Here is a 23073-nt window from a genome sequence, read left to right on the forward strand (position 1 = left end):
ACCTTTTTATTCATTATAAACAAATCAAGCTTGGGCTTGGAAGGGAATTTGTTTTTTTCTCTCTGTCAATGTCGGTGATGTGCAGCGCACGTCCAGCAGCGTCAAGCGACCGCTATTTAATGCTTGCCTCAATTGCGGCTCTAACGCTGAAACATTCTCTACAACCTGTCCTTGGACTCCGCATGCCTGTGCCCATAAGACAAAATCGGGATTGTTCAATCTTACGCCAAATGGCTTAAACCCTGCTTGCACCATTTTCATTTGCTCTAGACCAAGAGTCCCATTGTTCACCACTATGAGCAAGAAGGAGATTTGCTGTTCGGCAGCAGTCATCAGTTCAGCAAGATTTATTTGGAATCCGCCATCTCCCGTAATGCAAACTACCTGCCGCTTTGGATAGGTCAACTTCGCCGCAATCGCTGCCGGCAAACCAAATCCCATCGTACGCCATTTTCCAGAAAATAACGGAAACTGCGCTTTTCCTCGAAAAGCACGATTGAACCAAATGGTATGCTCTCCGGTATCGAGAGCAATAATCGCATCCTCGTTCACTACTTTTCCAAGTGTATGAAAGAGTGTTTCCGGCTTTACCAATTCATCAGCCTTTTGCTCTGTAATACTCTGCGTTTCCTCCCAAAAGCGGGCATGCCATCGCTCTACCTGTTCTTCCCAAGCATGGTCCATTCTACGGGATTCTAAACGCCGGAGCCATAAAGGCAGTACATCATCTAAGTTTGCCGTCACCGAATTCAGCTTGGGATGCGCATGGATAGACTCGGGATTTGTATCTACATGAACAATCGCCAGCTCTTTTGGCAAAAAGGCACGCGGGAACCAGCTTGCTCCCAAAATCACCAAAAGGTCTGCCTCCGCCAAAGCAAGCAGCGCTGTTTCACTGCCTCCTTCCCCCAATCCTCCCAGGACAAGCGGATGTGCATCCTCCAAAATCCCTTTCGCACCTAAGGTCAGCAGGATACCCGCACCAAGCATCTCCGCCAGCTGCAGGCAAGACTGTGCTGTCTCTCTGGCTCCAATTCCAAGCAAAAGAATCGGCCTCCTTGATTGCAGAAGCAGTTCTGCCGCGTGTTCCATTTCAATTCGATCCGGGCGCACTGCAGAGGCTACACGTGGCAGCCGGGGAACAATCTGCGCAGAAGTCATTCGTTCAAATACATCTTTACAGATGGCGATATGGGCTACCCCTTTTTGATGCATGGCACACACAAATGCTTTGTGCATAACTTCTCCGATTGCCTGGGGATGGACAACTGTTGCCTGGTATTGGGTGATCGGTCTAGTCACATCTTCCAATGGGATGTACTGCTTGTAGCCGCCACCAAGCTTTTGCGTCTCCACATGGCCAGTGATCGCGATGACCGGCACATGATCGGCGTAAGCATCTGCAAGTCCGTTTAACAAATTGATGGCCCCTGGCCCCATCGTCGCTATACACACAGCTGGTCTCCCCGTCAATTTTGCCTCCGCGCTCGCCATCATCGCAGCAGCCGCTTCGTGCTTGCATGGTATGTACTCCAGCTTCTCCTGCCTTCCGAGAGTATCCAGCCAAGCAAAAATGGCATCTCCTGCCACCCCATATACACGCGAAACTCCCCACTGAACCAGTTGTTCGGTAATAAACTGGGCTACTTTCATGCGTTTTCCTCCTCGTTTTTCAAGTGAGTTCGTTACCCGCTAGTCTACGCAATCCCCATCTTTTTACTAAGACTGATTGACGGAATTTGGGTAACCTAACAATTATCATCTGGGTGTCGTAGCACCCTACAGGAGGAGGATTTGCCATGAAGCAGCCTTTCAAATGGCTGATGGCTGTTGTTGTTGTCGCAATGTTAGTCACGACTGCTGTAGTGGTTTGGCCAATGCGCTCCGATGCCTTCAGTCAACAAATCGTCAAGGTAGGAGCAGAAGGAAAAGACGTCCGCGAAATGCAAGGGCGACTCAAATTTTTGGGCTTTTATACAGGAAAAGTAGATGGTATTTTTGGCTGGCGCTCTTACTGGGCACTTCGCAACTTCCAATATGAGTTTGGTATGAAGGTTGACGGGGTGCTTGGTCCGAAAACAAAATTGAAGCTATACAATGCAACAACGCAGTACAAGCCAACTGCCGCTGAACTCGGCGTACCAGAAACCTCGAAGGCAGCACCGAGCGCACCAAATGCACCGAGTGCTCACAAAAAAGAAACGTATCGTCCTGCAGGAGTCTCTGACAATGATCTACGCTTGATGGCCAATGCCGTCTATGGTGAATCGCGGGGAGAGCCTTACATCGGCCAAGTGGCAGTAGCCGCTGTTATCTTGAACCGAACCAAAAATGCTGCGTTTCCAAACACGCCCGCTGGTGTCATTTTTGAGCCGCGTGCCTTTACAGCAGTAGCAGATGGTCAAATCTGGCTGACGCCAAACGAACAGTCCAAAAGAGCCGTAAACGATGCCCTGAAAGGCTGGGACCCTACTGGGGGAGCCATTTACTACTTCAACCCGGATACCGCTACCTCTGGCTGGATTTGGAGCCGTCCACAAATCAAAAAGATCGGCAGACATATTTTCTGCCGTTAGGATCAAACAAAAACAGGCACGGTCGTCATTGGCCCCGTGCCTGTTTTCTTTTTGTGTTCTTGGCTTCAGCTAGGATCGCTGATTTTGCACATGCTGAGCCATTTTTACAAATCGTTCTTCCGGCTCTGTCGTCCCGCATACACCGCATTGGACCATATAGGATTCACCCTTGTACGGCTGGTGAAAAATATCCAGCTCATCTGAGCTCAGCTCCGCTACCACTTCGCCAGATTGAGGGTCAAGACGCATATAGCGCGGTGTCTGTTCGATCACGGTAAATCTCATACGATTTGACTTGCATGTAGGGCACAGTAAAGGCTTTGTCATACGAGCCACCTCCCAATTTTCTTACACTGTTTAGTTTCTGCCACAAGAGGAACGCTATACCTACACGTTCAAAAAACGAGAAGGATATCGAGATTTTTTGCGCATAGGGTAAACTACTCACTCCGCACTTATCCAATCCATCACAAACCTAGACGAGGTGATCCAATGAATATGCGGCTCTTTTTTACACTGGTTGGTGCATCCTTGCTCTTGGCTGCATTCGCCCACTATTTCACCCAAAATGAAATGTTTCAATTCGCTACTTCCTCGCTCGCCATCATTTTCTTGGCTGCGTGGCTAGGGAAATCAACAGAAAGTGTCGCTCATTACGCTGGAGACCGTATTGGTGGCTTTCTCAACGCGACCTTCGGCAATGCTGCCGAGCTGATTATTGCCTTTTTCCTAGTGAAAGAAGGGCTTTTTGACATGGTAAAAGCCTCGATCACAGGTGCGATTATCGGTAACATGCTGCTCGTGCTGGGTCTCAGTGTTTTTTTGGGTGGCCTCAAATACAAGGAGCAGACCTTTAATAGCCGGCTCGCAGGACACAACGCTTCACTGATGACACTCTCGATAGTCGCTCTGTTTATCCCAGCTGTTTTCATGCGAGAGTTGCCACCCTTAAAGATTGAGACCTTAAGCATCGTCATTGCCGTTCTGCTCATCATTGCCTATATTCTGTGGCTCGTCTTTTCGATGGTCACTCACCGCGATTTTTTATCTGACATCGAGCCTCATGGCAGCGAGGCGGTTTGGTCAAAAGGTGTTTCCATCCTCATGCTCGCCGTCTCAACGGTGTTTGTCGCGATTGTATCGGAATGGCTGGTCCATGGAGTCCAGCACGTTTCCCAATCCCTTGGCTGGTCTGAGCTGTTCGTCGGTGCTTTTGTCATCGCGATTATTGGGAATGCCGCTGAACACAGTGCTGCGATGCTGCTCGCCCTCAAGGGCCGAATCGGTGCAGCAGTGGAAATTGCAATTGGGTCGAGTTTGCAAATTGCGCTTTTCGTAGCTCCTAGTCTCATTTTGGTCAGCCTCTTGATCGGTAAGCCCATGGATATCGTTTTTACTCCTTTTGAGCTTGCAGCAATCGGGGTCGCTACCTTCATAACCATTTCGATTACGAAAGACGGGGCAACCAACTGGTTTGAGGGTGTACTGCTTCTCACCGTCTACATTATCCTAGGAACGGCTTTTTTCTTCGCCTAGGTAATTGGTCTCTTCCGTATAAAAAAAGGACTGCAGGTGGCTTGAAGCAAGCACAGCAGTCCTTTTTGTGAGGGAATCATTTTTACAAGATACCCAGCGTATTTAAAAATACGAATAGAATAGCAAACGGTGCTACGTATTTAAGCAGAAGCAGCCACACAACAAATAGTTTTTTGCCTAGTGGAGTGTCTGCCTGCAGTTCAGCGAGCAATACCTCTCGCTTCATCCTCAAAGGAACAAAGATCGCAATTAAGAAAGCTCCGAGCGGCATTAGCAAATTGCTTACAAGAAAATCAATCGCATCAAAAATAGATTTGCCGAAAATGGTAACCTCGCTCCAGACACCGAAGGAAAGCGCGGAGGGAACACCCGCCACAAAAATAAGCAGACCGATTAACCACGAAAGCCGCTTCCGTTTTGCTTCCTCTCCTTTTGCCAGTGACGCCACAATAATTTCGAGCATCGAAAACGCAGAGGTCAAGGTCGCAAACAGGAACAAAGCCAGGAAGATCAACAAAAAGATGCTGCCAAATGCGATCTTCTCAAAAACAGACGGCAGGACGATAAATAGCAAGCCCGGTCCCGCAGTAGGCTCTACTCCCAGAGAAAATACAGCCGGAAATATCGCAAGTCCCGCAAACAAGGAAACGAGTAAATTGAGACCGACAATGGAGCCAGCCGAGCGAACGAGACTTTCGTTTTTAGCCAAATAAGAGCTGTACGTTACCATGACGGACACCCCGACACTCAAGGAAAAGAAGGACTGACCCATTGCATATAAAATCGATCGGGAATCCAGCTTGGAAAAGTCAGGATGCAAGAAGAAAGAGACACCTTCCATCGCACCATCCAGTGTCAGCGAACGCAACATCAAAATCACGAATAAAATGAATAGCGCTGGCATCATGTATTTATTGGCAGATTCAATACCGCTCTGCACCCCGCGAGCCACTACCCAAGCAGTAATCAGCATAAATACGAATTGTGCAGCCACGGCTCCGACAGGGTCTGCGATGACATTCCCAAACAGCGCATCATAGTGGGGACCTGTTAGTTGTCCAGTTAGTCCTCGCATCAGGTAGGTCAAGATCCATCCACCTACCACACTGTAAAACGAGAGCAATAAAAAGCAGGTAATCACTCCCAATCTCCCTACCCAATACCACAAACTACCTGGTGCAATGGTCCGATAAGCGGAAATCGCCTCTTTTTGCGTACTGCGTCCAATCGTGAACTCACCTAATAACAGTGGAAGCCCGATTGCCACCGTAAACAGCAGGAAGAGAAGAAAAAAAGCTCCACCTCCACTGGTTCCGACGATATAGGGAAACTTCCAGATTGCCCCTAGCCCGATAGCCGAGCCTGCCGCTGCCAGAATAAAGCCCAGCCTGCTCGTCCATTGATCGGTTTGTTTCATAGCCATCTCTACTCCTTTATGTCTCTCATGATGTTTCCTAACTTTCTTTTTTACGCAAAAAAAACCCGTCCAAAAAAGGGACGAGTTTATACGCGGTACCACCCTGATTAAGCATAGGCTCATCGATTCACCCACGCTTCACTTTCACCATTGGTAACGGAATGACCCGATTTTCTCCTACCAGGTTGAACCTTTCAGAGAATTGCTCCGGAGGGAATTCCATGGCTCACACTTCAAAGCTGCTTGCAGTCTCTGGCAGCCTCTCCCTGTCAAGCGGACACTCCATGTACTAGTCTCCTTCAACGCATTTTCCACAATAAAAAACATAGTTACAAATTTAATATAGTCATACAAAATAAGCAAGTAGTTTTTTAGACAAAATGAAAAGCGAGGAATATCGCTTGCCTCCTCGCTTTTACTTCTGATTATACAATTCATGGAGATGAGCCAATTTACGTTCCAGGGACCCCATAATTTCCCGGCCGATCTCTTCACCAATAAGTCCTAGGCGCACCGCATACTCTACTTCGCGGGACAGCCCGAACATCTGCGTATCTAGTACCTCTTCATACAGTGGGCACTGCGGCATAGTCAGGTTCTCCATCTGTACGTCGATCAGTTTATAAATCTTGTCTGCGTCTGCTTGAAGCAACGCTAGCGCTTTTTGTTCCAGATCGGGAACCTTAATTTCTGTCAAAACCTATCCCTCCGTTTGCCTCCATCCTTAACATACATAGTACGTTATTCTGGGCCATTTGAAAAGGGGCGAAGAAAGAACAACTGTAAGAAGCTAAAAGATACCAAGTTTCCACTCTTGTGAGAGTAGCCTGAGCAGCTCGACTCCAGCAACAGAGTTTCCTTTATCATCCAACGTAGGTCCAAATACACCTATGCCCATTTTGTGTGGTACTGTTGCCATGATTCCACCAGCAACGCCGCTTTTTGCCGGGATGCCGACATCAATAGCAAACTCTCCTGAAGCATTGTACATGCCGCAAGTCACCATAAAGGTCTTGCAGATACGCGCAACCTCCTCTGGAACGTAACGCTCTCCTGTTTGGGGATTGATTCCGTCTGCCGCCAAAACCATCCCCATCCGGGCAACGTCCTTTGCCGTTACTTCAATTGCACAGTGCTGGAAATACAAGTCCAGCGTCTCCTCCACGTCGGTCGTCAAAATCCCGCTATCCTTGAGGAACCAAGCGAGAGCCCTGTTTCGATCTGCTGTTCTTTTTTCCGAACAGTAGACGGCTTCATTCACACAAATGCTCGGGTTCCCTGTCATTTTGCGCAGCATGTCCACAATGCTGTTCAACCGCTCCTCTATGTTTTTCCCTTGGATCATTCCAGCAACCGCTATCGCCCCTGCATTAATCATAGGGTTTAACGGCTTATGCGGCTTGATTGTCTCCAGTTTGATAATGGAGTTGAACGGATCACCTGTCGGCTCCTTGCCCACACGTTCAAATACTTGCTTTTGACCATTTTGGCAAAGCGCGATGATGAGAGAAAATATTTTGGAGATGCTTTGCAGTGTAAACCGAACATCCGCATCCCCAGCTGACAAGAGCGTTCCATCCGGCAGACAGATGCTGACTCCCAGTTGGCCCGGGTCTTCTTTTGCCAATTCAGGAATGTAGGATGCCACACTGCCTTTACCCGTATAGGCAGACGCCTGTTTCAAAACTGCTTCCAATTGCTTCGCTGCCAAGGCTTTATCCATACGCCCTCCTCTAATGCCCATTCACAGTTGTCATATGTAAATTGTAGATATGAAAAGCACTGCTGTCAAATGATGGCATCTCACTTGCGAAGCACTCTCTCCAGCCGCTCCATCGCCTCTACGAGAATCGATCTTGGGCAGCCAAAGTTAATGCGTTGAAAGCCCGCACCCTCACTTCCGAACATAGCACCATCTTGCAAGCCCAGCTTGGCCTCCCGTCGCAGCAGCTCATTTAGCTCCGTCTGAGACAGACCCAATGAACGAAAATCCATCCAGCCCAAATAGGTGGCCTCTGGAACTGCCATCGAAACCTCTGGTAGTCTCATTGCCAGATACTGATGCAGGTATTCAGCATTTCCCTTCAGATAGACGAGGAGCTGCTCCAGCCATGCCTCGCCGTGTCTATACGCCGCAATCGTCGCTTCCATCCCAAACAGGTTTAGATTTTCATAGCCCATTTTGGAGGCCGTACGGGAAAAATCACGCAGGAATTGGCTGTTCTCTGTCATCAGATAGGATGTAAATAATCCAGCTAGATTAAAGGTCTTGCTCGCCGCTAAAAAAGTGACGCTGTTGCGAGAAATCTCCTGTGGCAGGGAGTAGTAAGGAGTATGGCTGCCCTTTGTGTAAACCAGGTCGGCATGTATTTCGTCTGCGACCACAATTACTCCCTGCCGCGTACACAGCTCTCCCACTCTTTCTAGCTCACCTTTTGTCCACACTCGCCCAATCGGATTATGCGGACTGCAGAGCAGCATCAGCTTTACGGCAGGATCACTCAATTTTTGCTCCAGGTCATCCCAGTCGATTTGATAGCGATTTTCGTCATTCACAAGCGAGCTCGTAACGACCTGACGCCCTCTATTCGTAACGGCATGAAAGAAAGGATGATAAACCGGAGACTGGATCAAAACCTTCTCGCCCACCTGGGTAAATGCCTCGATCGCTACATGCAAACCTGGTATGATTCCCGGAATCCCCGTCATCCAGCTCGTTTCTACTGCAACACCAAATCGCTTCTGTATCCATTCCTGCAAGCTCTGATAGAAGGCAGCCTGCTTCATCGGGTAGCCATAAATCGGATGTGTAGCCCGTTTGAGCAAAGCTTCCGTCACTTCCGGTGGACACGCAAAATCCATGTCTGCCACCCATAAAGGCAGCATGCCTTCCTGATTGTAATCAGGATGATTCGTCTCCCATTTCACGCTGTTTGTTCCGATGCGATCGATATATGTATCAAATTCATAATTCACGTGACTTCACCTCTTTCTTTTGTATTCTACTTTTCAGAATATACGTTTATCCATCTCCTGGACAAGTCCTCGATCTGTTTGCCTGATATCTGCCCCTGAGGTACAATAAAGCAGGTACTCTACTTACATATGGAGGTATGCCTCATGTCTGATGTTATCGTCTTTAAAGGGGCCGTCTCTTTCCCTATTACCTTGGATCCGACTGTCTGGGTTTTTGATGAGAGAAAATTTGATCTTTCCTCGTATACGGGTGAAACTGATACTGATTTGTCCAAACAAGCCAAATATCTGCAAGGAACGGGTACTCAATGGGACAAGGAGCTTCGTGAAGGAGCAACCTTGCCGTCAGAGCGACGCACACTGGCTGAAGAGCGCAAAGTGTTGGAAGGCGAATACGGCATCCGCCTGGACCCTTTTATTACGAATGCGCAGCCATTGCCAGAAGCAACACATGTCCGTCTCCACCGTGAGGATCAGGAAGCGATCGTCCTTTCGATTGCAGAAGTCAGACGCGCCATCCTGCAATTTTCCAAAAACGGCAAGCCGATTACTGAAAACGGGCCTGTATACTTCTATCTGCCGGAGACACTCCTGGCAAAGGAAGAACCATTGACCGGAATCATCGCTATGGAATTTATTTCTGCCCCTTAACCTAATTGAATAGGGCAAAGAAAAAGCCATCCGCTACGAATAGGGATGGCTTTCATGTTAAATTTCAAATATCCATTTGTGGAGTTAAGCACTGACCTGACCGATGCGTATCTCTCGCTCTTTTAATTCTGCTGCGAGCAAGTCAATAAAAGCAGAATCTAGTTGAAGGTCGATAGCTCGATGATATACTTCTATCAACATTTGGTCGCTCAAGTATTTCACCTTTGCTCACCTCCATCTTGTTTATGAGCCCATTGTAGCAGATGCATAGAGAACGAACAACCGTTCTGATATCCACAAGCCATGTGGACATCTTGTGAGTAACTTGTGGGCAATTTGTGTGTAACTGATCAAAAGCAAGATGGGACGATGTGGATTTTTCTTCCAGTCTTATCCACAAAGAGTCGGATATTGTCGAAAGATTTTTGGAATTACTTTGTCATACGCTTGAATACAAAAAAGCCATTCCCTCAGGAACGGCTTTTTCTTGTACGATTTAGCTCAATACTTTTTTGATGCGTTCGATTGCCCAATCAAGATCTTCCTTGCTGATCACGAGGGGTGGCGCAAAACGGATGGTTGTTTCATGTGTTTCTTTGCAAAGCAGTCCCAGCTCTTTCAATTTCTCGCAATAAGGACGAGCTGCTGTTGTCAGTTCCACACCGATGAACAGACCGCGACCGCGGATTTCTTTGATCGCTGGGTTCTTGATTTCTTTCAGCTTACCAATGAAGTACTCACCCATCTCCAGGGAGCGTTGAACCAAACCTTCATCAGCCAATACGTCCATAGCAGCGACCGCTACAGCACAACCCAGTGGGTTTCCACCAAAAGTAGAACCGTGGGAGCCTGGTTCGAATACGCTCAGGATTTCTTTGTCCGCTGCGATTGCAGAGATCGGGAACACACCGCCACCAAGAGCTTTACCCATGATGTACATATCTGGCTTAACGCCTTCCCAGTCACTTGCAAACATTTTACCTGTGCGTCCAAATCCGGTTTGGATCTCATCGCATACCAGGAGAACATTGTTTGCCTTACATACTTCTTGTGCTTGTTTCAGGAAACCTTCCTGTGGAATAAGGATGCCCGCTTCCCCTTGGATTGGCTCAAGCATAAATGCTGCTGTATTTGGAGTGATTGCTTGTTTCAATGCTTCGATATCACCGTAAGGAATGATTTTGAAGCCTGGTGTGAAAGGACCAAAGCCACGTCTGTAGCCTTCATCAGAAGAGAAGGACGTTACAGTTACCGTACGGCCATGGAAGTTGCCTTCACATACGATGATTTCCGCTTGATTTTCAGGAACTTTCTTCACATCATAAGCCCAACGGCGAACGGCTTTCAGTGCTGTCTCAACGGCTTCTGCACCTGTGTTCATTGGCAGGATCATTTCTTTGCCAGTCAGACCAGACAGTTTTTCGTAGAATTCACCCAATTGGTCGTTATAAAACGCACGGGAAGTCAAGGTAACCTTGTCCGCTTGATCCTTCAGAGCCTGGATAATACGTGGGTGACGGTGACCTTGGTTCAGTGCAGAGTATGCACTGAGCATATCGAGGTATTTGTTGCCCTCTGGATCTTCAACCCAAACACCTTCAGCTTTGGAGATTACAATCGGGAGCGGATTATAGTTGCGTGCACCGAATTTTTCAGTTTGTTCAATTACGCCTTGAGTTTTTACCATGTGGATGTCCTCCTTCAATGTCACTTGCCAATATTTACTTTGCAAGATCAATGCCAAACTAAAATCCCATAGAAACCACGCAGTTTCATCCATATGCACGCAAAATATTTTTGCATGCAACAGTTCCTAATCGTGTAGTGCAGAAACATTTTGCACCCTTATAGATTCGTGTTATGATATTTTTATGAGGAAAGGCTGGTGAATTACTGTGTCGTCTTCGATGCCCCATTCAACACTCGACACGTTTCTGCGCATCTATGAACATATTTTGGACAGAATGAATGAAGGCGTGCATGTCATTGACGCGATGGGCACAACGATTGTTTACAATCACAAAATGACCGAGCTTGAATCCATGGCGAGGCAAGATGTCCTGCACAAGCCATTATCTGAGGTATTTCAATTCCCACCTGGACAAGAAAGCACGCTGCTCACCTGCTTACGAACAGGAAACAGTATTCGCAATACAAGACAAACGTATTTTAATGATAAGCAAAAAGAAATTACGACCATCAATAATACTTACCCCATCATAGAAAACGGGCAGATTGTTGGTGCCATGGAAATTGCCAATGACGTCACAAAAATGGAACGGCTCATTCGTGAAAATCTGCTGCAAAAAAACGGTTCCCGGTACACATTTGAGCAGATCATCGGAAAAAGCACGCCGATTCTGGATGTGATTGAAAATGCCAAACGTGCTGCTCGCACCTCCTCCTCCGTCTTGGTGGTTGGAGAAACGGGAGCGGGCAAGGAGCTGTTTGTACAAAGCATCCACAATGCAAGTCTGCGGGCAGCCGGACCACTTATTTCTCAAAACTGTGCGGCCTTGCCTGACAGCTTGATCGAGGGGCTGCTGTTTGGAACCGCACGCGGTGCCTTTACTGGCGCGGTAGAGCGGCCAGGCTTATTTGAGCAGGCAGAGGGCGGGACGCTTTTTCTCGATGAAATCAACTCGCTTAGTATGCCACTACAGGCAAAATTGTTGCGTGCCTTGCAAGAGAAGTCCATTCGCCGCATCGGCGACACCAAAGACCGTTCCATCGATGTTCGAATCGTGGCCGCCATCAATGAAGATCCTGTGGAGGCGATTGCCAATCAGCATCTGCGGAAAGATCTCTATTATCGCTTAGGTGTTGTGACATTGTTTTTGCCACCTCTTCGGGAACGCAAGGAAGACATTCCGATACTTACTTCCCACTTTATTGAAAAGTACAACGAGCTGTTTCAGATGGAAGTAACCTCAGTCAGCGAAGATGTCCTGCAATTTTTCTGGGAGCATGATTGGCCAGGAAATGTACGTGAGCTGCAGCATTTAATCGAGGGCGCAATGAATTTAATGATCGATGAAACAACGATCCGCTACGATCACCTGCCGCTTCACTTTTTGCGCCGCACGCCAGCGAGTGTTGTCGTTCCCGTACAGCAGCAGCCTTCCGTGCTTTCTTTCACGGAGGATGGTCGCTCATTGAAGGAAACGATGCAGGAATTTGAAACAGCATACATTCACCATGTTGTGGACCGCTATAATGGTAATATTTCACGTGCCGCCAAAGAGCTGCAGATCAGTCGACAAAGTCTTCAATACCGGCTAAGAAAACTGGGTATCAAGGGATAAAACTTCAAAAACTTTTCACGAAACGCCAAATTTTTTGGCGTTTTTTTAATTATTTTGCACAAAAACGAAAAATATTTTTGCACTCCATCCATAAATTTCTACTCTGTGCCAGATTTCTTCTATCTCTTCCTTTTGGTATCATTCTTGCTATGCATATATCACGCTTGAAAACGTATTCACACGTGCTATATTTTTCGTGTTAGGAGAGGGTTAAATGATCACAAGCCATGAACAACAAAATGAACTAAAACGCAGCATGAGCAGTAGACATCTCTTCATGATTTCCCTCGGAGGGGTTATTGGAACCGGCTTATTCCTCGGTTCTGGCTATACGATCAGTCAGGCTGGACCTATTGGTACCATTCTGTCTTTTCTCGTTGGTGGCTTTATTATGTATCTGACCATGCTTTGCCTGGGCGAGCTGACGGTAGCAATGCCCGTATCCGGTTCATTTCAAACCTACATGACTCGTTTTGTAAGCCCTTCCCTTGGCTTCGGTGTAGGATGGCTTTACTGGTTTGGTTGGGCGGTAACTGTTGCTCTTGAGCTTTTATCCTCCGGACTGTTGATGCAGCGCTGGTTCCCTGATTCTCCCGTATGGATGTGGTGCGCGATCTTTGGCATCGTGTTGTTTGTATTGAATGCGTTATCAGCTCGCGCTTTTGCTGAATCTGAGTTCTGGTTTTCTAGCATTAAAGTAAGCGCTATCATCTTGTTTATCATTTTAGGCGGTGCGGCTATGTTTGGTCTGATCGATTTGAAAAATGGCCAGCCTGCCCCTATGCTCAGCAATTACACGAATAGCCCTTTGCTTCCTCATGGCATTACGGGTTTATTAATGACCATGATTACCGTCAATTTCGCCTTTACCGGGACTGAGCTGATCGGGATTGCCGCAGGGGAAAGTAAAGAGCCTGAAAAAACAATTCCAAAATCAATTCGCAATACTGTTTGGCGCACCCTTGTTTTCTTCATTCTCGCGGTATTCATTCTGGCCGGAATGATTCCTTACCAGCAAGCTGGTGTCGTTGAAAGCCCTTTTGTTGTCGTTTTTGATAGTATCGGGATCCCTTATGCAGCGGACATCATGAACTTTGTTATTTTGACAGCTCTTTTGTCCGTAGCAAACTCTGGATTGTACGCAGCTACGCGGATGCTCTACTCCCTCTCCAATGACGGAATGGCTTCGAAAAAGCTCGGCGCCGTAAATCGCAAAGGAATTCCAATGAATGCGCTCTATATAACATTTATGATCGCTCTCTTGTCTCTGCTCTCCGGTTTTTTCGCTGAGAACACCGTCTTTATGGTTCTGTTGTCTATCGCAGGCTTGGGTGCCCAAATCGGCTGGATTTCGATTTCTGCGTCCCAGCTCGCGTTTCGTCGTCATTTCTTGAAAAATGGAGGGAAAGTGGAAGATCTCAAATTCCGTACTCCGTTCTATCCGGTCGTTCCGATGATCTCCTTACTACTGAACCTGGTCGTTTTGGTTAGCCTGGCATTTGACCCAGAACAACGAATTGCCTTGTACTGCGGCGTCCCGTTCATGATTGTTGCAGTCATCATATACCAGCTTCATTTCAAAAAGAAACTGGAGCCTACGAGCTAAATCCCGCTCTTAAACATGAACTTTGGTACCAAAAGAAAAGCTTGCAGCTCTTCATAAGAAGCTGCAAGCTTTTTTAACGTATAAGAAATGATAAGCGAGATGCTTATGAATTCTGGAGCGCGTGGCAGAGTACCTCAGAGTCCGCTCCCAGCAAAAATTCGGTGAAACTTTCCGCTAAACGCGGTTGCTCCTCCTTGAATAAGCCTCGATAGAGTGTTCTTATGTGCTATTCGGTTAGTCGCCTGTGCTACAAGGAAATGCGTACAATTTCTGTAATCACTACCATCGCAAATACAGCGAATCCAAGGGAACTTGTTACCAGTAACATCCGTTTTAGCTTCTTCATATCTTCCATGTCTTATTCCCTCTCTTTCATACACCAGTCATCTCTACCGATATATACGTACCACCCATGGAAAATGTTTCAATTCACGCCCAAATTTTTTGTTGGCAAATTTATGAACGGGCAATTTTCGGATAGTCATTTCCAATCTGCCCGGTATCGCGCTCCATCTGATACAGCATCCACGCCACCAAAAGTCCGACCACAAGACAGATTGTCCAAGGCAGCCATGGCGTCTGGAGCTTGAAGCCGATGTCATAGACCCAACCTCCTGCAACCTGTCCGAGTGAACCTCCGATCGCAATCGAATAACCATTAAAGCCGTAATAGGCACCCACTAGCTCTTTGGGAGCAAATCGCGGAACGACATCAACGAGATTCGGTACCGCAATCATTGTGCCAAGCGCGTACAGGAAAACGTCAATCAACAGCAACCACAGTGAGTCGGCAAAGGTGAAGAGAAACAATCCCATGCTCATCACGAGTGTCCCAATTCCGATCAAGGTCAGCCGTTGCTGGTAGCCTTCGAGCCACTGGGTGACTTTCATTTGAAACAGAATGACAAACAGGGATAGTGCTGACAGGACAATCCCTACATACGCTTTGTTATGGGTTACATCCTCTACGAGCATCGGAATTGTCAAGAAAACCTGCATGTTCAGGTAATAATAGCCCATCAGAATGAGCGTAAAGCGCACGAAGCGCCTGTCCTTTAGGACAATAGACATGCTCTCCCACACACTATGTCGCGTGTTCGTGGCTGCAATCGGTGGCAGCAGCAAAAAGGAAAGGATGGCATTGACGGCAAACATTCCACCCGCAAAAAGTGACAAGTACGTAAAATCAACGGCAGATAAGGCAGTCCCGACAATTTGGGAGCCTACGACGGCAATATTCATCAGTACATTTCGAAACGCAAATACTTCCTTGCGAATCGTATCAGGAGTCAAAACCGCAAAAGCCGCTGATCCAGCCGGGTCAAAAAGTGCGCCCCCCAAGCCTGACAAAATAGCAGCAACAAAAAAATGCCACGTCTCTGTGCAGAAAGCAAACATGGCAAAGCCGATGGCACGAATCCCCATACCCAGGACCATCGCACCTTTATATCCAAAAACATCAGCCATGACTCCGCCCAAGAAAGCAAAGCCCTGCTGGGAAAATTGTCGCACACTTAAAACAAATCCAGCCATGGCTAGCGTCCAGCCGATGCTGCCAGTCAAATACAAAGTGAGATACGGGATCAACGCATAAAATCCTAAGTTCATTAAAAAGGATGTTGTCAACAGCAGTTTTACTGAAAACGGCGTTTCTCTCCATATTTCCCGTTTCATCGTGAATACCCCTCGCTCTCCCAATACCCCTATAGGAAATAGGGATATCCCCAGCTTAAAGAACAGGGTATAATTTGAGAAACGAACAATTTTGTATATTGTAATCAAATATTTAGATAAGAGGGATTCTGACCATATGGACTTCGAACAATTGCGCGCTTTTTACACGCTGGCCCAGACAAAGAATTTCACCAAAGCAGCGGAAATGCTCCATTTGGTTCAGTCTACTGTGACTATGCGCATAAAACAACTGGAAGAAAAAGTAGGAAAACCTCTTTTCATTCGGGACAAACGAAGCGTAGAGATCACACAAGCAGGACTGACGCTTTTGCCCTACGCTGAAAGAATCCTCAAGCTTTCCCACGAAGCACTGAATGAAGTGGCTTCCCTGCAGCCCTATGAAGATTACCTGTCAATCGGCAGCCTCAACGCCATTTGGACCTCCACCCTAGAGCCGATCTTAAAAGAGTATCACTACCGTTACCCACAAATTGCGATTAGTACCAAAACCGGACATTCCTCAGACGTGATCCAGTATTTATTGGACAACGTCATTCAAATCGGGATTGTTTATGTGCCACCGTCGCTCCCCACGTTTGAGGTCATTCCCACCTGGGAGGATGAGGTTGTATTAGTCTGTGCTCCGGACAATTCGATTACTTCCGCAACACACGTGGATTCGCGTGAGCTGCGTAATTTGCCGCTTCTCTACATGAACTGGGGGCCTCCTTTTAACGAATGGATCAGACAGACCCTGCCGCGCAACTATGTACCGAAGCTGACCGTAGACAAGGCAGAGCTAGCCATCGATTTAATCAAGGAAGGCGTAGGTGTCAGCTTGTTGACACGCTCTGCTGTCAAAGCCGATCTCGCGGCAGGAACCTTAAAGGAGCTCATCCTTACAGGAAACAAGCCGCCAAAGCGCTCCGCGTATATCGTTTTGCCAAAAGACAAAAAAAACAAGCCCAGCGTAGAAAAGTGGCTGGGTCTGATGAAGGAATGGGGATTCTCTACTTAGCCGCTAAGGGGACTGCTGTAAGGGGTCGGAGAAGGCCTCTCTTCTCCCCTCCCATCTTTCAAAGCCAATCCGCACCGCAAAATACCAAAACATCGAAAGCGCAAACCCTGTCACGATATCACTGAAAAAATGGACGCCGAGATAAACGCGACTGCCAGCAATCAGAATAATAAAAAGCAGCGTAAAAGGCACCACGTATCGTGACCAGTGCTTTTCCCGTCCCCAGCGACTGAGCAAATAGGCAAGCATGAGATAAAAAGCTGAGCCGACCATCGCATGACCGCTGGGGAAGGAGAACGAGGTAGGCAAATCAATCAAATGAAAAACGTCTGGACGGGTCCTGGCGAAAATTAGCTTCATCGCTTCATTGGCAATCTCACATACCCCAAGAGTCAAAATCACAAGAACTGCTTTTTCCCGATGTCCTTTTATGTAAAAAGCAATGACCAGCACAACACCAAGCGGAGCCAGAATCATGCCACCGCCAAAATGGGTCAGGAATTGAAAAAACGAAGTAAAGCCGTCAGAGCGAATAGCCGAAACAAATGCAAAGGCTGCCTCATCCATCCCTGACACCGCATTCCTCGTATACATAATGAGCATGACTGCCGAAAAAATCGCAAACAGAAAAGCCCATGCGATCAAACCCGTTTCTTTTTTTCTCGCTCGCATCCTACTTCCCTCTCTCCATTACAAATTGCAGCGAATGAGCAAACCGTTCATCATCCTCTCTCGTCCTCGCAGCCGGTCCTCGCGTGCGTCCGCCGCCTCGTCGATAACGGGCTTTTTCATTACGTTCCTCTAGATGAAATGTGATTCGCTCCGGGTCAAAAATCATTCCATGAGGCGTGAGTGCCATTCCTTTTTTTCCCAGAATCAATGCAGCAAGCCCGATATCCTGGGTGACGACGATATCACCAGCCCTCGTTTCGTTGGCCAGCTTCATATCGACGGCTTGTGGACCAGAATCTACCGTAACATGATTGTCCGAGCCTATTTGATGATTGTAGCTGGCGAATGTCACACACTCCCACCCACGCTCCCTGCATAATGTCTGTGCAATGATGAGTGCTTGACGCGGACAGGCATCCGCATCAATTAGCACGCGCTTCTTCTTCATTGTTTTCCACCTTTCGCGCGCTTTTTCTCTCCCTGTTGTGCTCCATTTTTGGTATGATGGAGATGGAGAGGAGTGAACTTACCTTTGCGCTATCAGTTTGTACGAGATGAACGACTGGGCATTCGCCTTCCTGCGTTAAATCTGGAGTGGGAAGAATATTCTTCCACAGAAAGAGCGGACATTTTGCTGGAGTGGGAAGAAATCCGAGCAACGATCCCTGACCAAATCCTACGTGTGGAAACCATCATAATCGCTAAAACCACACAAATGTCAGAAGAGGAGAATTTTACTCGTTCTTGTGAATTGAACAGTGAAATTCACGAATTGGCCAGCGTCATTAATGATCTTAATATATGGTTCCGAGTCCAGCAAGACCACGAAACGAAAGTACATCAATGACAAGGTGACCCCACATACGATTTCGTAAGCAAAAAAGCCCCTGGATTAGTTTCCCGGGGCTTTCGTGTCTATTCGCGGCATAACCGCTAAACAGAAGATTTCCGTTTTCGTGATAATTCCAATGCCATTAAGCCTGTAACATGCGGTGCTGCCATCGACGTGCCGTTTAACTGCTTAAACTGATTCCCCGGCCACGTAGACAAGATTTCTACTCCTGGAGCCTTTGTATTTGCCCCCGCTCCACGAGCGCTGAAGGATGCCAGTTTTCCTTTTTGGTCAATAGCACTGACACCAACCACGTTTTTATAGCGGGCTGGATACTCTACCTCTCCTCCATTGTTGCCGGCAGATGCGACCATCACAACACCGTGATTACTTGCCCTATCCACCGCTCTCGCCAACGACTCGCTATATTGGGGCATCCCAAAGCTCATATTAACAATGTCCATCCTGTTTTCCACTGACCAGTCGACCGCCCGCAATATCGTAGATAACGAGGATTTCCCGGATTCACTGAACGCTCGCACATCGTACAACTCTGCTTCTGGGGAAACGCCAACAATCCCCCTGTGATTTAATTCAGCAACGATGATCCCCGCCACATGTGTACCGTGCCCATTTTGTCTACCACGTACAAGGTCCACTCCGCCTTTGATCTGATCCCTCAAGTCAAAATGCTCCCGTGAGATTCCCGTATCAATGACCCCAATTTTCACGCCTGCTCCACGGCTTTTGCGCCAAAGCTTTTGGGCCCCCACATACTTGACGCCCCACGGCACCTCATCCTCGCCTTCTGCATGTACACTGATCGTTACATTTTCCTCGATGGTCGCCTGATACTTGCTAAAATGCTTATAATGACGTTCATATACATTCTCATTGACGCACATGCAGGATAAATCATGGAAACAGCGCCAGGGAAGCTTCTCTGCTTTCCCCATAACAGTTGATGTTAATTCGGTTAAAATCTCTTGAAATGGCATATCTTTGTGAAAGCTGATTATTTTCAATTCACTAGCCTCCTGTCTTGCAATGCTCTGCCTCATCCTATGTTCGTTGCCCCTTGGTGGGTTTGGGCAAACACACACGCTCCCCAAAATAGGCGTATTACCGTCGCCATCTGTCCAAGCGAATAACGCCACAATCCCATATAACTGCTTAGGGCAGGCGTATTTCACAGGATGGGAGCGATCGACCATGGCAAAGAAGAAAAAGAGCAAAGGCAAAGGCAAGACAAGTGCGCTGTTGAAAAAGATCAATAAGAAAAGCAAAAAGAAATGGAGCATGAATGATATTAAATCACTGGCAAAAGGATATTCGAAAAAGGATTTGAAGGATGATAAAAAACTGAAAGACCTGATTAAAAAAGTGAGCAAGGCTGTCGGAATCAAATTATCCGACAAGCAAATCTCCAGTGTCAAAAAGCAAGTACACGAGAAGCTGGGGTAAGAAAATACAAAAGGGAGAGCATCTGCTCTCCCTTTTGCTATTGCTAAACCAAGAACGAACGATATTTGTTTAATCGCAAGAGCATGCAACAATCGTCAATAAAACGAATAACACCAGTACCAAAGAAAAATCGTCAAATCCAAATCCGTTAAACATGCTACTCATTCGCTTTCCCTCCTTTGTCAGCAACTAGTCATACTGTATGTGCGAATAGCCATTCATGATTGGACCATCGCCCATCAAGCACCTAGATTGGGATATTTACTACTTGCTGACCGAAGAAAAGTCTTATCCTGCCTGCCTTTCTACGGGTTCGATCAAATCATATTGTTTTTTCATGACCATTTGCCAAAAAGGAATCGTTCTTTGAATCAATGGGCCGGTCAAAATCGCAATCAGGACCGTTCCAATCGAAACAGGACCGCCAAGTGCAGCCCCGGCAAGCAAGACGGTAATTTCAATGATCAAACGCACTTTTTGGATGCTCCAGCCTAAACGCTCGTTCATCGCAAGCATAAAGCTGTCTCGCGGTCCAGCGCCAAGCCTCGGTGACAAATACATTCCGATCCCGATGGTCATCACCACCACACCGATTAAAAACATAATCAGACGCGTCCAGATCGACCCGGGCTCCGGGACCAGGTTCCACCAAAGAATCAAATCAAGAAAACTGCCGAAACAGATCATGTTTAAAAACATACCAAACGTCGGTTTGATTTTTGCAACGACATATGAAGATAAAATAACGATAACTCCCACGATTTGCGACCAAATCCCGATCGTCAGTCCAAACGTTTTTTGCAGACCAATGTGGAACGTATCCCACGGCGCTACACCCAGATTTGCTTTGATGGCGAGAACACAGCCAAAGGCACCAATGAACAGCCCCAAAATAAACATGAAGTAGCGAACCACGAGTGATCTGCGAATCCGAATACCGGACACTGCCTTTCACCTTTCCTCTCCCGTAATGCTCTCTTTGTATCAACCGTTTACTTCCACCCAGCTACTACTTCGAAAAAAATGCCGTCCTTTCGGTAATAGGCCTCAGGCTTGGGACGACTCAAATAGCTTGCTGCTTCTTGTAAGTGATCACCCGCCAAAATGACCTGGCGTTGTTTATTATCATCGTCCCGGTATTCAATTACCAAGCTAACTTCTTCATTTTCACAGTGTGTAACCAGCTCTTCTGGCGTCGAAAAGGTAACCCGTTTCATATTTCCCCTCTTTCCTTGGTGATGATCATTCATTATAACAGGCTTACCCTATTCCTCCCACCGATTTTCGCACACGCTTAACGGGTACGTCACCCAAATCCTCTGCGAGCAGCGTACAAGGGAATATTTTTTGCGCCTCAGCGAGCAGATCCTCCATCGTGAAATCTCCTTCCTCATCTTCATAGCGAGGGCTAAAGTGAGTGAGGCAAAGCTGGTTGATTCCTGCCTTTTTCGCGAGCTCTGCTGCTTCCTTTGCTGTGGAATGGCCGCTGCGCACTGCCAATTCCTTGTCTTTATCCGCATATGTCGCTTCATGCACCAATAAATCGGCATTTCCTGCCAGCTCCAATACAGACTGACATGGCATGGTGTCCCCACTAAAAACGATTTTCCGTCCTGGCTGGGACTCTCCTACAAAATCCTTTCCATCCAGCACAAGCCCATCTTCAAGCGTGACCTGCTCGCCTCTCTTGAGGGCTCCGTACAACGGTCCAGACGGTACACCTGCCGCTTTAGCCAAATCCACACGGAATGCACCTGGCTTTTCTTTTTCTTCGACGGCGTACGCATAGGAAGCTACACGATGATTGGCTAGTCGGCATGTCACAATCACATCCTCATCCTCATAGACAACGCCTTCACTGACAATATGCAGCTGCAGCGGGTATTGCAGGTGAACCGGGCTCGTATCCATCACGGCCCGAAAATAACGGTCCAATCCCGGTGGGCCATATAGCTCCAGGGTGGAGGCTTCCCCATTGCGAAGCGATCTGCTCGCCAATAGTCCGATCAATCCATAGAGATGATCACCGTGCAGATGCGTGATGAAAATTTTCTCCAGCTGGCTAATTTTCATCGGTGCACGGAGCAATTGATGCTGGGTGCCTTCTCCACAATCAAAAAGCCACCATTTTCCTGCCTGCAAAAAACGAAGCCCGATTCCGCTTACATTGCGCCGCGTCGTAGGTGCTCCTGATCCAGTTCCTAAAAATGTTACGATCACGAAACATACATCTCCTTCATTACGACCTCCTGCAACAGTCGGGTGCCTGTTCATCACTCTAGGCATTCACCCTTTTTTGTCTGGGCGCATAGCTTACAACAGACACCAGTCATGGAGGAGGGAAATAAAAATATGAAACGACTTCTTTCGCTGGGGCTAGCCACCGGCCTAGCTGTGATGGCGATCCTGACCGGATGCTCCAGCACACCTGAAAAAATCAGAATAGGCGAAGTGACTCGCTCGCTTTTTTACGCCCCACAATATGTGGCACTTGAAAAAGGCTTTTTCAAGGAAGAGGGGATTGATGTTGAGCTCTCTACAATCCCAGGTGGCGACAAGGTCATGTCTGCCCTTTTATCCGGAGGGATTGAGGTAGCCTTGGTCGGTTCGGAAACAAGTATTTATGTATCCCAGCAAGGTGCAGCAGACCCCGTCATTAACTTCGCGCAGTTGACACAAACAGATGGCACCTTTCTTGTCGCACGGAAAAAAATAGATAATTTCTCGTTCGATCAAGTGAAGGGCAGTGTTTTCCTCGGTCAGCGAAAAGGCGGCATGCCACAAATGGTCGGAGAGTACGTGCTGAAAAAGCATAATATCAATCCACAAAGCGACCTTACCCTCATTCAAAATATCGAATTCAAAAATATTGCAGCTTCTTTCGCCTCCGGAACCGGCGAATACGTCCAATTGTTCGAGCCTGAGGCTTCGCGCTTTGAACAGGAAGGAATCGGCCACGTCGTCGCTTCGTTTGGAAAAGAAAGCGGTACGGTGCCCTACACGGTGTACATGACGAAGCAAAGCTATTTGGACAGCAATTCCGCCGCTATCCAAAAGTTTACCAATGCCGTCTACAAAGGGCAACAGTGGGTTGCCAGCCACTCGGCAAAGGAAACAGCTGAGGTCATCAGCAAATACTTTGATCAAATCAAGCCCGAAATTTTGGAGAGTGCCGTAAAACGTTACCTGGAACAAGGTTCCTATTCTACTGATCCGATTTTGGACGAAACGGAATGGAACCAATTGCAAGACATCATGGATAAAGCAGGAGAGCTCAAGCAGCGCGCAGATTATACCAAGCTGGTCAATACCACCTTCGCCAAAACAGCCAAGGAAGGGAAATAAA

25 protein-coding genes and 1 other annotated feature are annotated in these 23073 nt (G+C 47.4%); of the genes, 9 read left to right on the forward strand and 16 right to left on the reverse strand.

Annotated elements, in window-relative coordinates:
• Positions 1-24: 24 nt before the first annotated feature.
• Positions 25-1653, reverse strand: a complete 1629-nt coding sequence (locus ADS79_RS20885) for a thiamine pyrophosphate-binding protein (protein WP_049740302.1) — start codon at positions 1651-1653, stop codon at positions 25-27.
• Positions 1654-1799: 146 nt separating this feature from the next.
• Here ADS79_RS20885 and sleB point away from each other — a divergent pair, with 146 nt between their 5' ends.
• Complete coding sequence (gene sleB / locus ADS79_RS20890; RefSeq protein ID WP_049740303.1) at positions 1800-2576, forward strand: spore cortex-lytic enzyme; 777 nt, start codon at positions 1800-1802, stop codon at positions 2574-2576.
• Between the two features lie 69 nt (positions 2577-2645).
• Here sleB and ADS79_RS20895 read toward each other — a convergent pair whose 3' ends face one another.
• Positions 2646-2903: a hypothetical protein gene (locus tag ADS79_RS20895; protein WP_049740304.1), complete on the reverse strand. Its 258-nt coding sequence runs from the start codon at positions 2901-2903 to the stop codon at positions 2646-2648.
• 165 nt (positions 2904-3068) lie between these two features.
• Between ADS79_RS20895 and cax the strand changes: the two genes are divergently transcribed.
• The gene (cax, locus tag ADS79_RS20900; RefSeq protein WP_049740305.1) at positions 3069-4112 is read left to right on the forward strand and encodes a calcium/proton exchanger; all 1044 of its coding nucleotides are present in this window, start codon (positions 3069-3071) and stop codon (positions 4110-4112) included.
• An 82-nt stretch (positions 4113-4194) separates the two neighbouring features.
• Here the strand turns inward: cax and ADS79_RS20905 are convergent, their stop codons facing one another.
• The 4 genes from ADS79_RS20905 to ADS79_RS20920 all read right to left on the reverse strand — a co-directional run bounded on the left by ADS79_RS20905 (position 4195) and on the right by ADS79_RS20920 (position 8505).
• On the reverse strand, positions 4195-5529 hold the full coding sequence (locus ADS79_RS20905; protein WP_049740306.1) for a sodium-dependent transporter: 1335 nt from the start codon (positions 5527-5529) through the stop codon (positions 4195-4197).
• A 73-nt stretch (positions 5530-5602) separates the two neighbouring features.
• Positions 5603-5841: a binding site (T-box leader), on the reverse strand.
• Positions 5842-5944: 103 nt separating this feature from the next.
• On the reverse strand, positions 5945-6226 hold the full coding sequence (locus ADS79_RS20910) for an Fpa/YlaN family protein (RefSeq protein WP_049740307.1): 282 nt from the start codon (positions 6224-6226) through the stop codon (positions 5945-5947).
• Positions 6227-6319: 93 nt separating this feature from the next.
• Positions 6320-7252 (reverse strand): glutaminase A, encoded by a 933-nt coding sequence (gene glsA / locus ADS79_RS20915; RefSeq protein ID WP_049740308.1) that lies wholly within the window; start codon positions 7250-7252, stop codon positions 6320-6322.
• 80 nt (positions 7253-7332) lie between these two features.
• Positions 7333-8505, reverse strand: coding sequence for a MalY/PatB family protein (locus ADS79_RS20920; protein WP_049740309.1), 1173 nt, complete (start codon positions 8503-8505; stop codon positions 7333-7335).
• Between the two features lie 144 nt (positions 8506-8649).
• Here ADS79_RS20920 and ADS79_RS20925 point away from each other — a divergent pair, with 144 nt between their 5' ends.
• Complete coding sequence (locus ADS79_RS20925; RefSeq protein WP_049740310.1) at positions 8650-9156, forward strand: molybdopterin-binding protein; 507 nt, start codon at positions 8650-8652, stop codon at positions 9154-9156.
• A gap of 84 nt (positions 9157-9240) precedes the next feature.
• On the opposite strand, the gene sda is transcribed toward ADS79_RS20925, so the two are convergent.
• Positions 9241-9378 (reverse strand): sporulation histidine kinase inhibitor Sda, encoded by a 138-nt coding sequence (gene sda, locus ADS79_RS20930; RefSeq protein ID WP_049740311.1) that lies wholly within the window; start codon positions 9376-9378, stop codon positions 9241-9243.
• A 274-nt stretch (positions 9379-9652) separates the two neighbouring features.
• Positions 9653-10843 carry an ornithine--oxo-acid transaminase gene (locus ADS79_RS20935; RefSeq protein ID WP_049740312.1) on the reverse strand — a complete coding sequence of 397 codons (1191 nt, stop codon included), beginning with the start codon at positions 10841-10843 and terminating at the stop codon, positions 9653-9655.
• A 220-nt stretch (positions 10844-11063) separates the two neighbouring features.
• Here ADS79_RS20935 and ADS79_RS20940 point away from each other — a divergent pair, with 220 nt between their 5' ends.
• Both ADS79_RS20940 and ADS79_RS20945 read left to right on the forward strand, forming a co-directional pair.
• Entirely contained in the window at positions 11064-12461 is a 1398-nt protein-coding gene (locus ADS79_RS20940; RefSeq protein WP_049740313.1) for a sigma-54 interaction domain-containing protein, read from the forward strand.
• Positions 12462-12675: 214 nt separating this feature from the next.
• Positions 12676-14067 carry an amino acid permease gene (locus tag ADS79_RS20945; RefSeq protein ID WP_049740314.1) on the forward strand — a complete coding sequence of 464 codons (1392 nt, stop codon included), beginning with the start codon at positions 12676-12678 and terminating at the stop codon, positions 14065-14067.
• A 456-nt stretch (positions 14068-14523) separates the two neighbouring features.
• Here the strand turns inward: ADS79_RS20945 and ADS79_RS20950 are convergent, their stop codons facing one another.
• Positions 14524-15741 (reverse strand): MFS transporter, encoded by a 1218-nt coding sequence (locus ADS79_RS20950; protein WP_049740315.1) that lies wholly within the window; start codon positions 15739-15741, stop codon positions 14524-14526.
• Between the two features lie 136 nt (positions 15742-15877).
• Here ADS79_RS20950 and ADS79_RS20955 point away from each other — a divergent pair, with 136 nt between their 5' ends.
• Complete coding sequence (locus tag ADS79_RS20955) at positions 15878-16759, forward strand: LysR family transcriptional regulator (protein WP_049740316.1); 882 nt, start codon at positions 15878-15880, stop codon at positions 16757-16759.
• Between the two features lie 3 nt (positions 16760-16762).
• On the opposite strand, the gene ADS79_RS20960 is transcribed toward ADS79_RS20955, so the two are convergent.
• Positions 16763-17431, reverse strand: coding sequence for a phosphatase PAP2 family protein (locus ADS79_RS20960; protein WP_049740317.1), 669 nt, complete (start codon positions 17429-17431; stop codon positions 16763-16765).
• A 1-nt stretch (position 17432) separates the two neighbouring features.
• The gene (locus ADS79_RS20965) at positions 17433-17879 is read right to left on the reverse strand and encodes a DUF188 domain-containing protein (protein ID WP_049740318.1); all 447 of its coding nucleotides are present in this window, start codon (positions 17877-17879) and stop codon (positions 17433-17435) included.
• 72 nt (positions 17880-17951) lie between these two features.
• Between ADS79_RS20965 and ADS79_RS20970 the strand changes: the two genes are divergently transcribed.
• Positions 17952-18278, forward strand: a complete 327-nt coding sequence (locus tag ADS79_RS20970) for a hypothetical protein (protein WP_049740319.1) — start codon at positions 17952-17954, stop codon at positions 18276-18278.
• 86 nt (positions 18279-18364) lie between these two features.
• On the opposite strand, the gene ADS79_RS20975 is transcribed toward ADS79_RS20970, so the two are convergent.
• Positions 18365-19288 carry a S8 family peptidase gene (locus ADS79_RS20975; protein WP_049740320.1) on the reverse strand — a complete coding sequence of 308 codons (924 nt, stop codon included), beginning with the start codon at positions 19286-19288 and terminating at the stop codon, positions 18365-18367.
• Positions 19289-19475: 187 nt separating this feature from the next.
• Between ADS79_RS20975 and ADS79_RS20980 the strand changes: the two genes are divergently transcribed.
• Positions 19476-19727: a stage VI sporulation protein F gene (locus ADS79_RS20980; protein ID WP_049740321.1), complete on the forward strand. Its 252-nt coding sequence runs from the start codon at positions 19476-19478 to the stop codon at positions 19725-19727.
• Positions 19728-19796: 69 nt separating this feature from the next.
• Here ADS79_RS20980 and ADS79_RS34555 read toward each other — a convergent pair whose 3' ends face one another.
• From ADS79_RS34555 to rnz, 4 genes are all read right to left on the reverse strand, one after another.
• Complete coding sequence (locus tag ADS79_RS34555) at positions 19797-19892, reverse strand: sporulation protein YjcZ (protein ID WP_141260806.1); 96 nt, start codon at positions 19890-19892, stop codon at positions 19797-19799.
• A gap of 123 nt (positions 19893-20015) precedes the next feature.
• Complete coding sequence (locus tag ADS79_RS20985; RefSeq protein WP_049741088.1) at positions 20016-20627, reverse strand: YczE/YyaS/YitT family protein; 612 nt, start codon at positions 20625-20627, stop codon at positions 20016-20018.
• A 92-nt stretch (positions 20628-20719) separates the two neighbouring features.
• Positions 20720-20944 carry a hypothetical protein gene (locus tag ADS79_RS20990; protein WP_049740322.1) on the reverse strand — a complete coding sequence of 75 codons (225 nt, stop codon included), beginning with the start codon at positions 20942-20944 and terminating at the stop codon, positions 20720-20722.
• Between the two features lie 43 nt (positions 20945-20987).
• Positions 20988-21947 carry a ribonuclease Z gene (gene rnz / locus ADS79_RS20995; protein WP_049740323.1) on the reverse strand — a complete coding sequence of 320 codons (960 nt, stop codon included), beginning with the start codon at positions 21945-21947 and terminating at the stop codon, positions 20988-20990.
• Between the two features lie 132 nt (positions 21948-22079).
• Between rnz and ADS79_RS21000 the strand changes: the two genes are divergently transcribed.
• The gene (locus ADS79_RS21000) at positions 22080-23072 is read left to right on the forward strand and encodes an ABC transporter substrate-binding protein (protein WP_049740324.1); all 993 of its coding nucleotides are present in this window, start codon (positions 22080-22082) and stop codon (positions 23070-23072) included.
• Position 23073 lies beyond the last annotated feature (1 nt).

Source organism: Brevibacillus reuszeri (genome assembly GCF_001187725.1).
Classification (GTDB): domain Bacteria; phylum Bacillota; class Bacilli; order Brevibacillales; family Brevibacillaceae; genus Brevibacillus; species Brevibacillus reuszeri.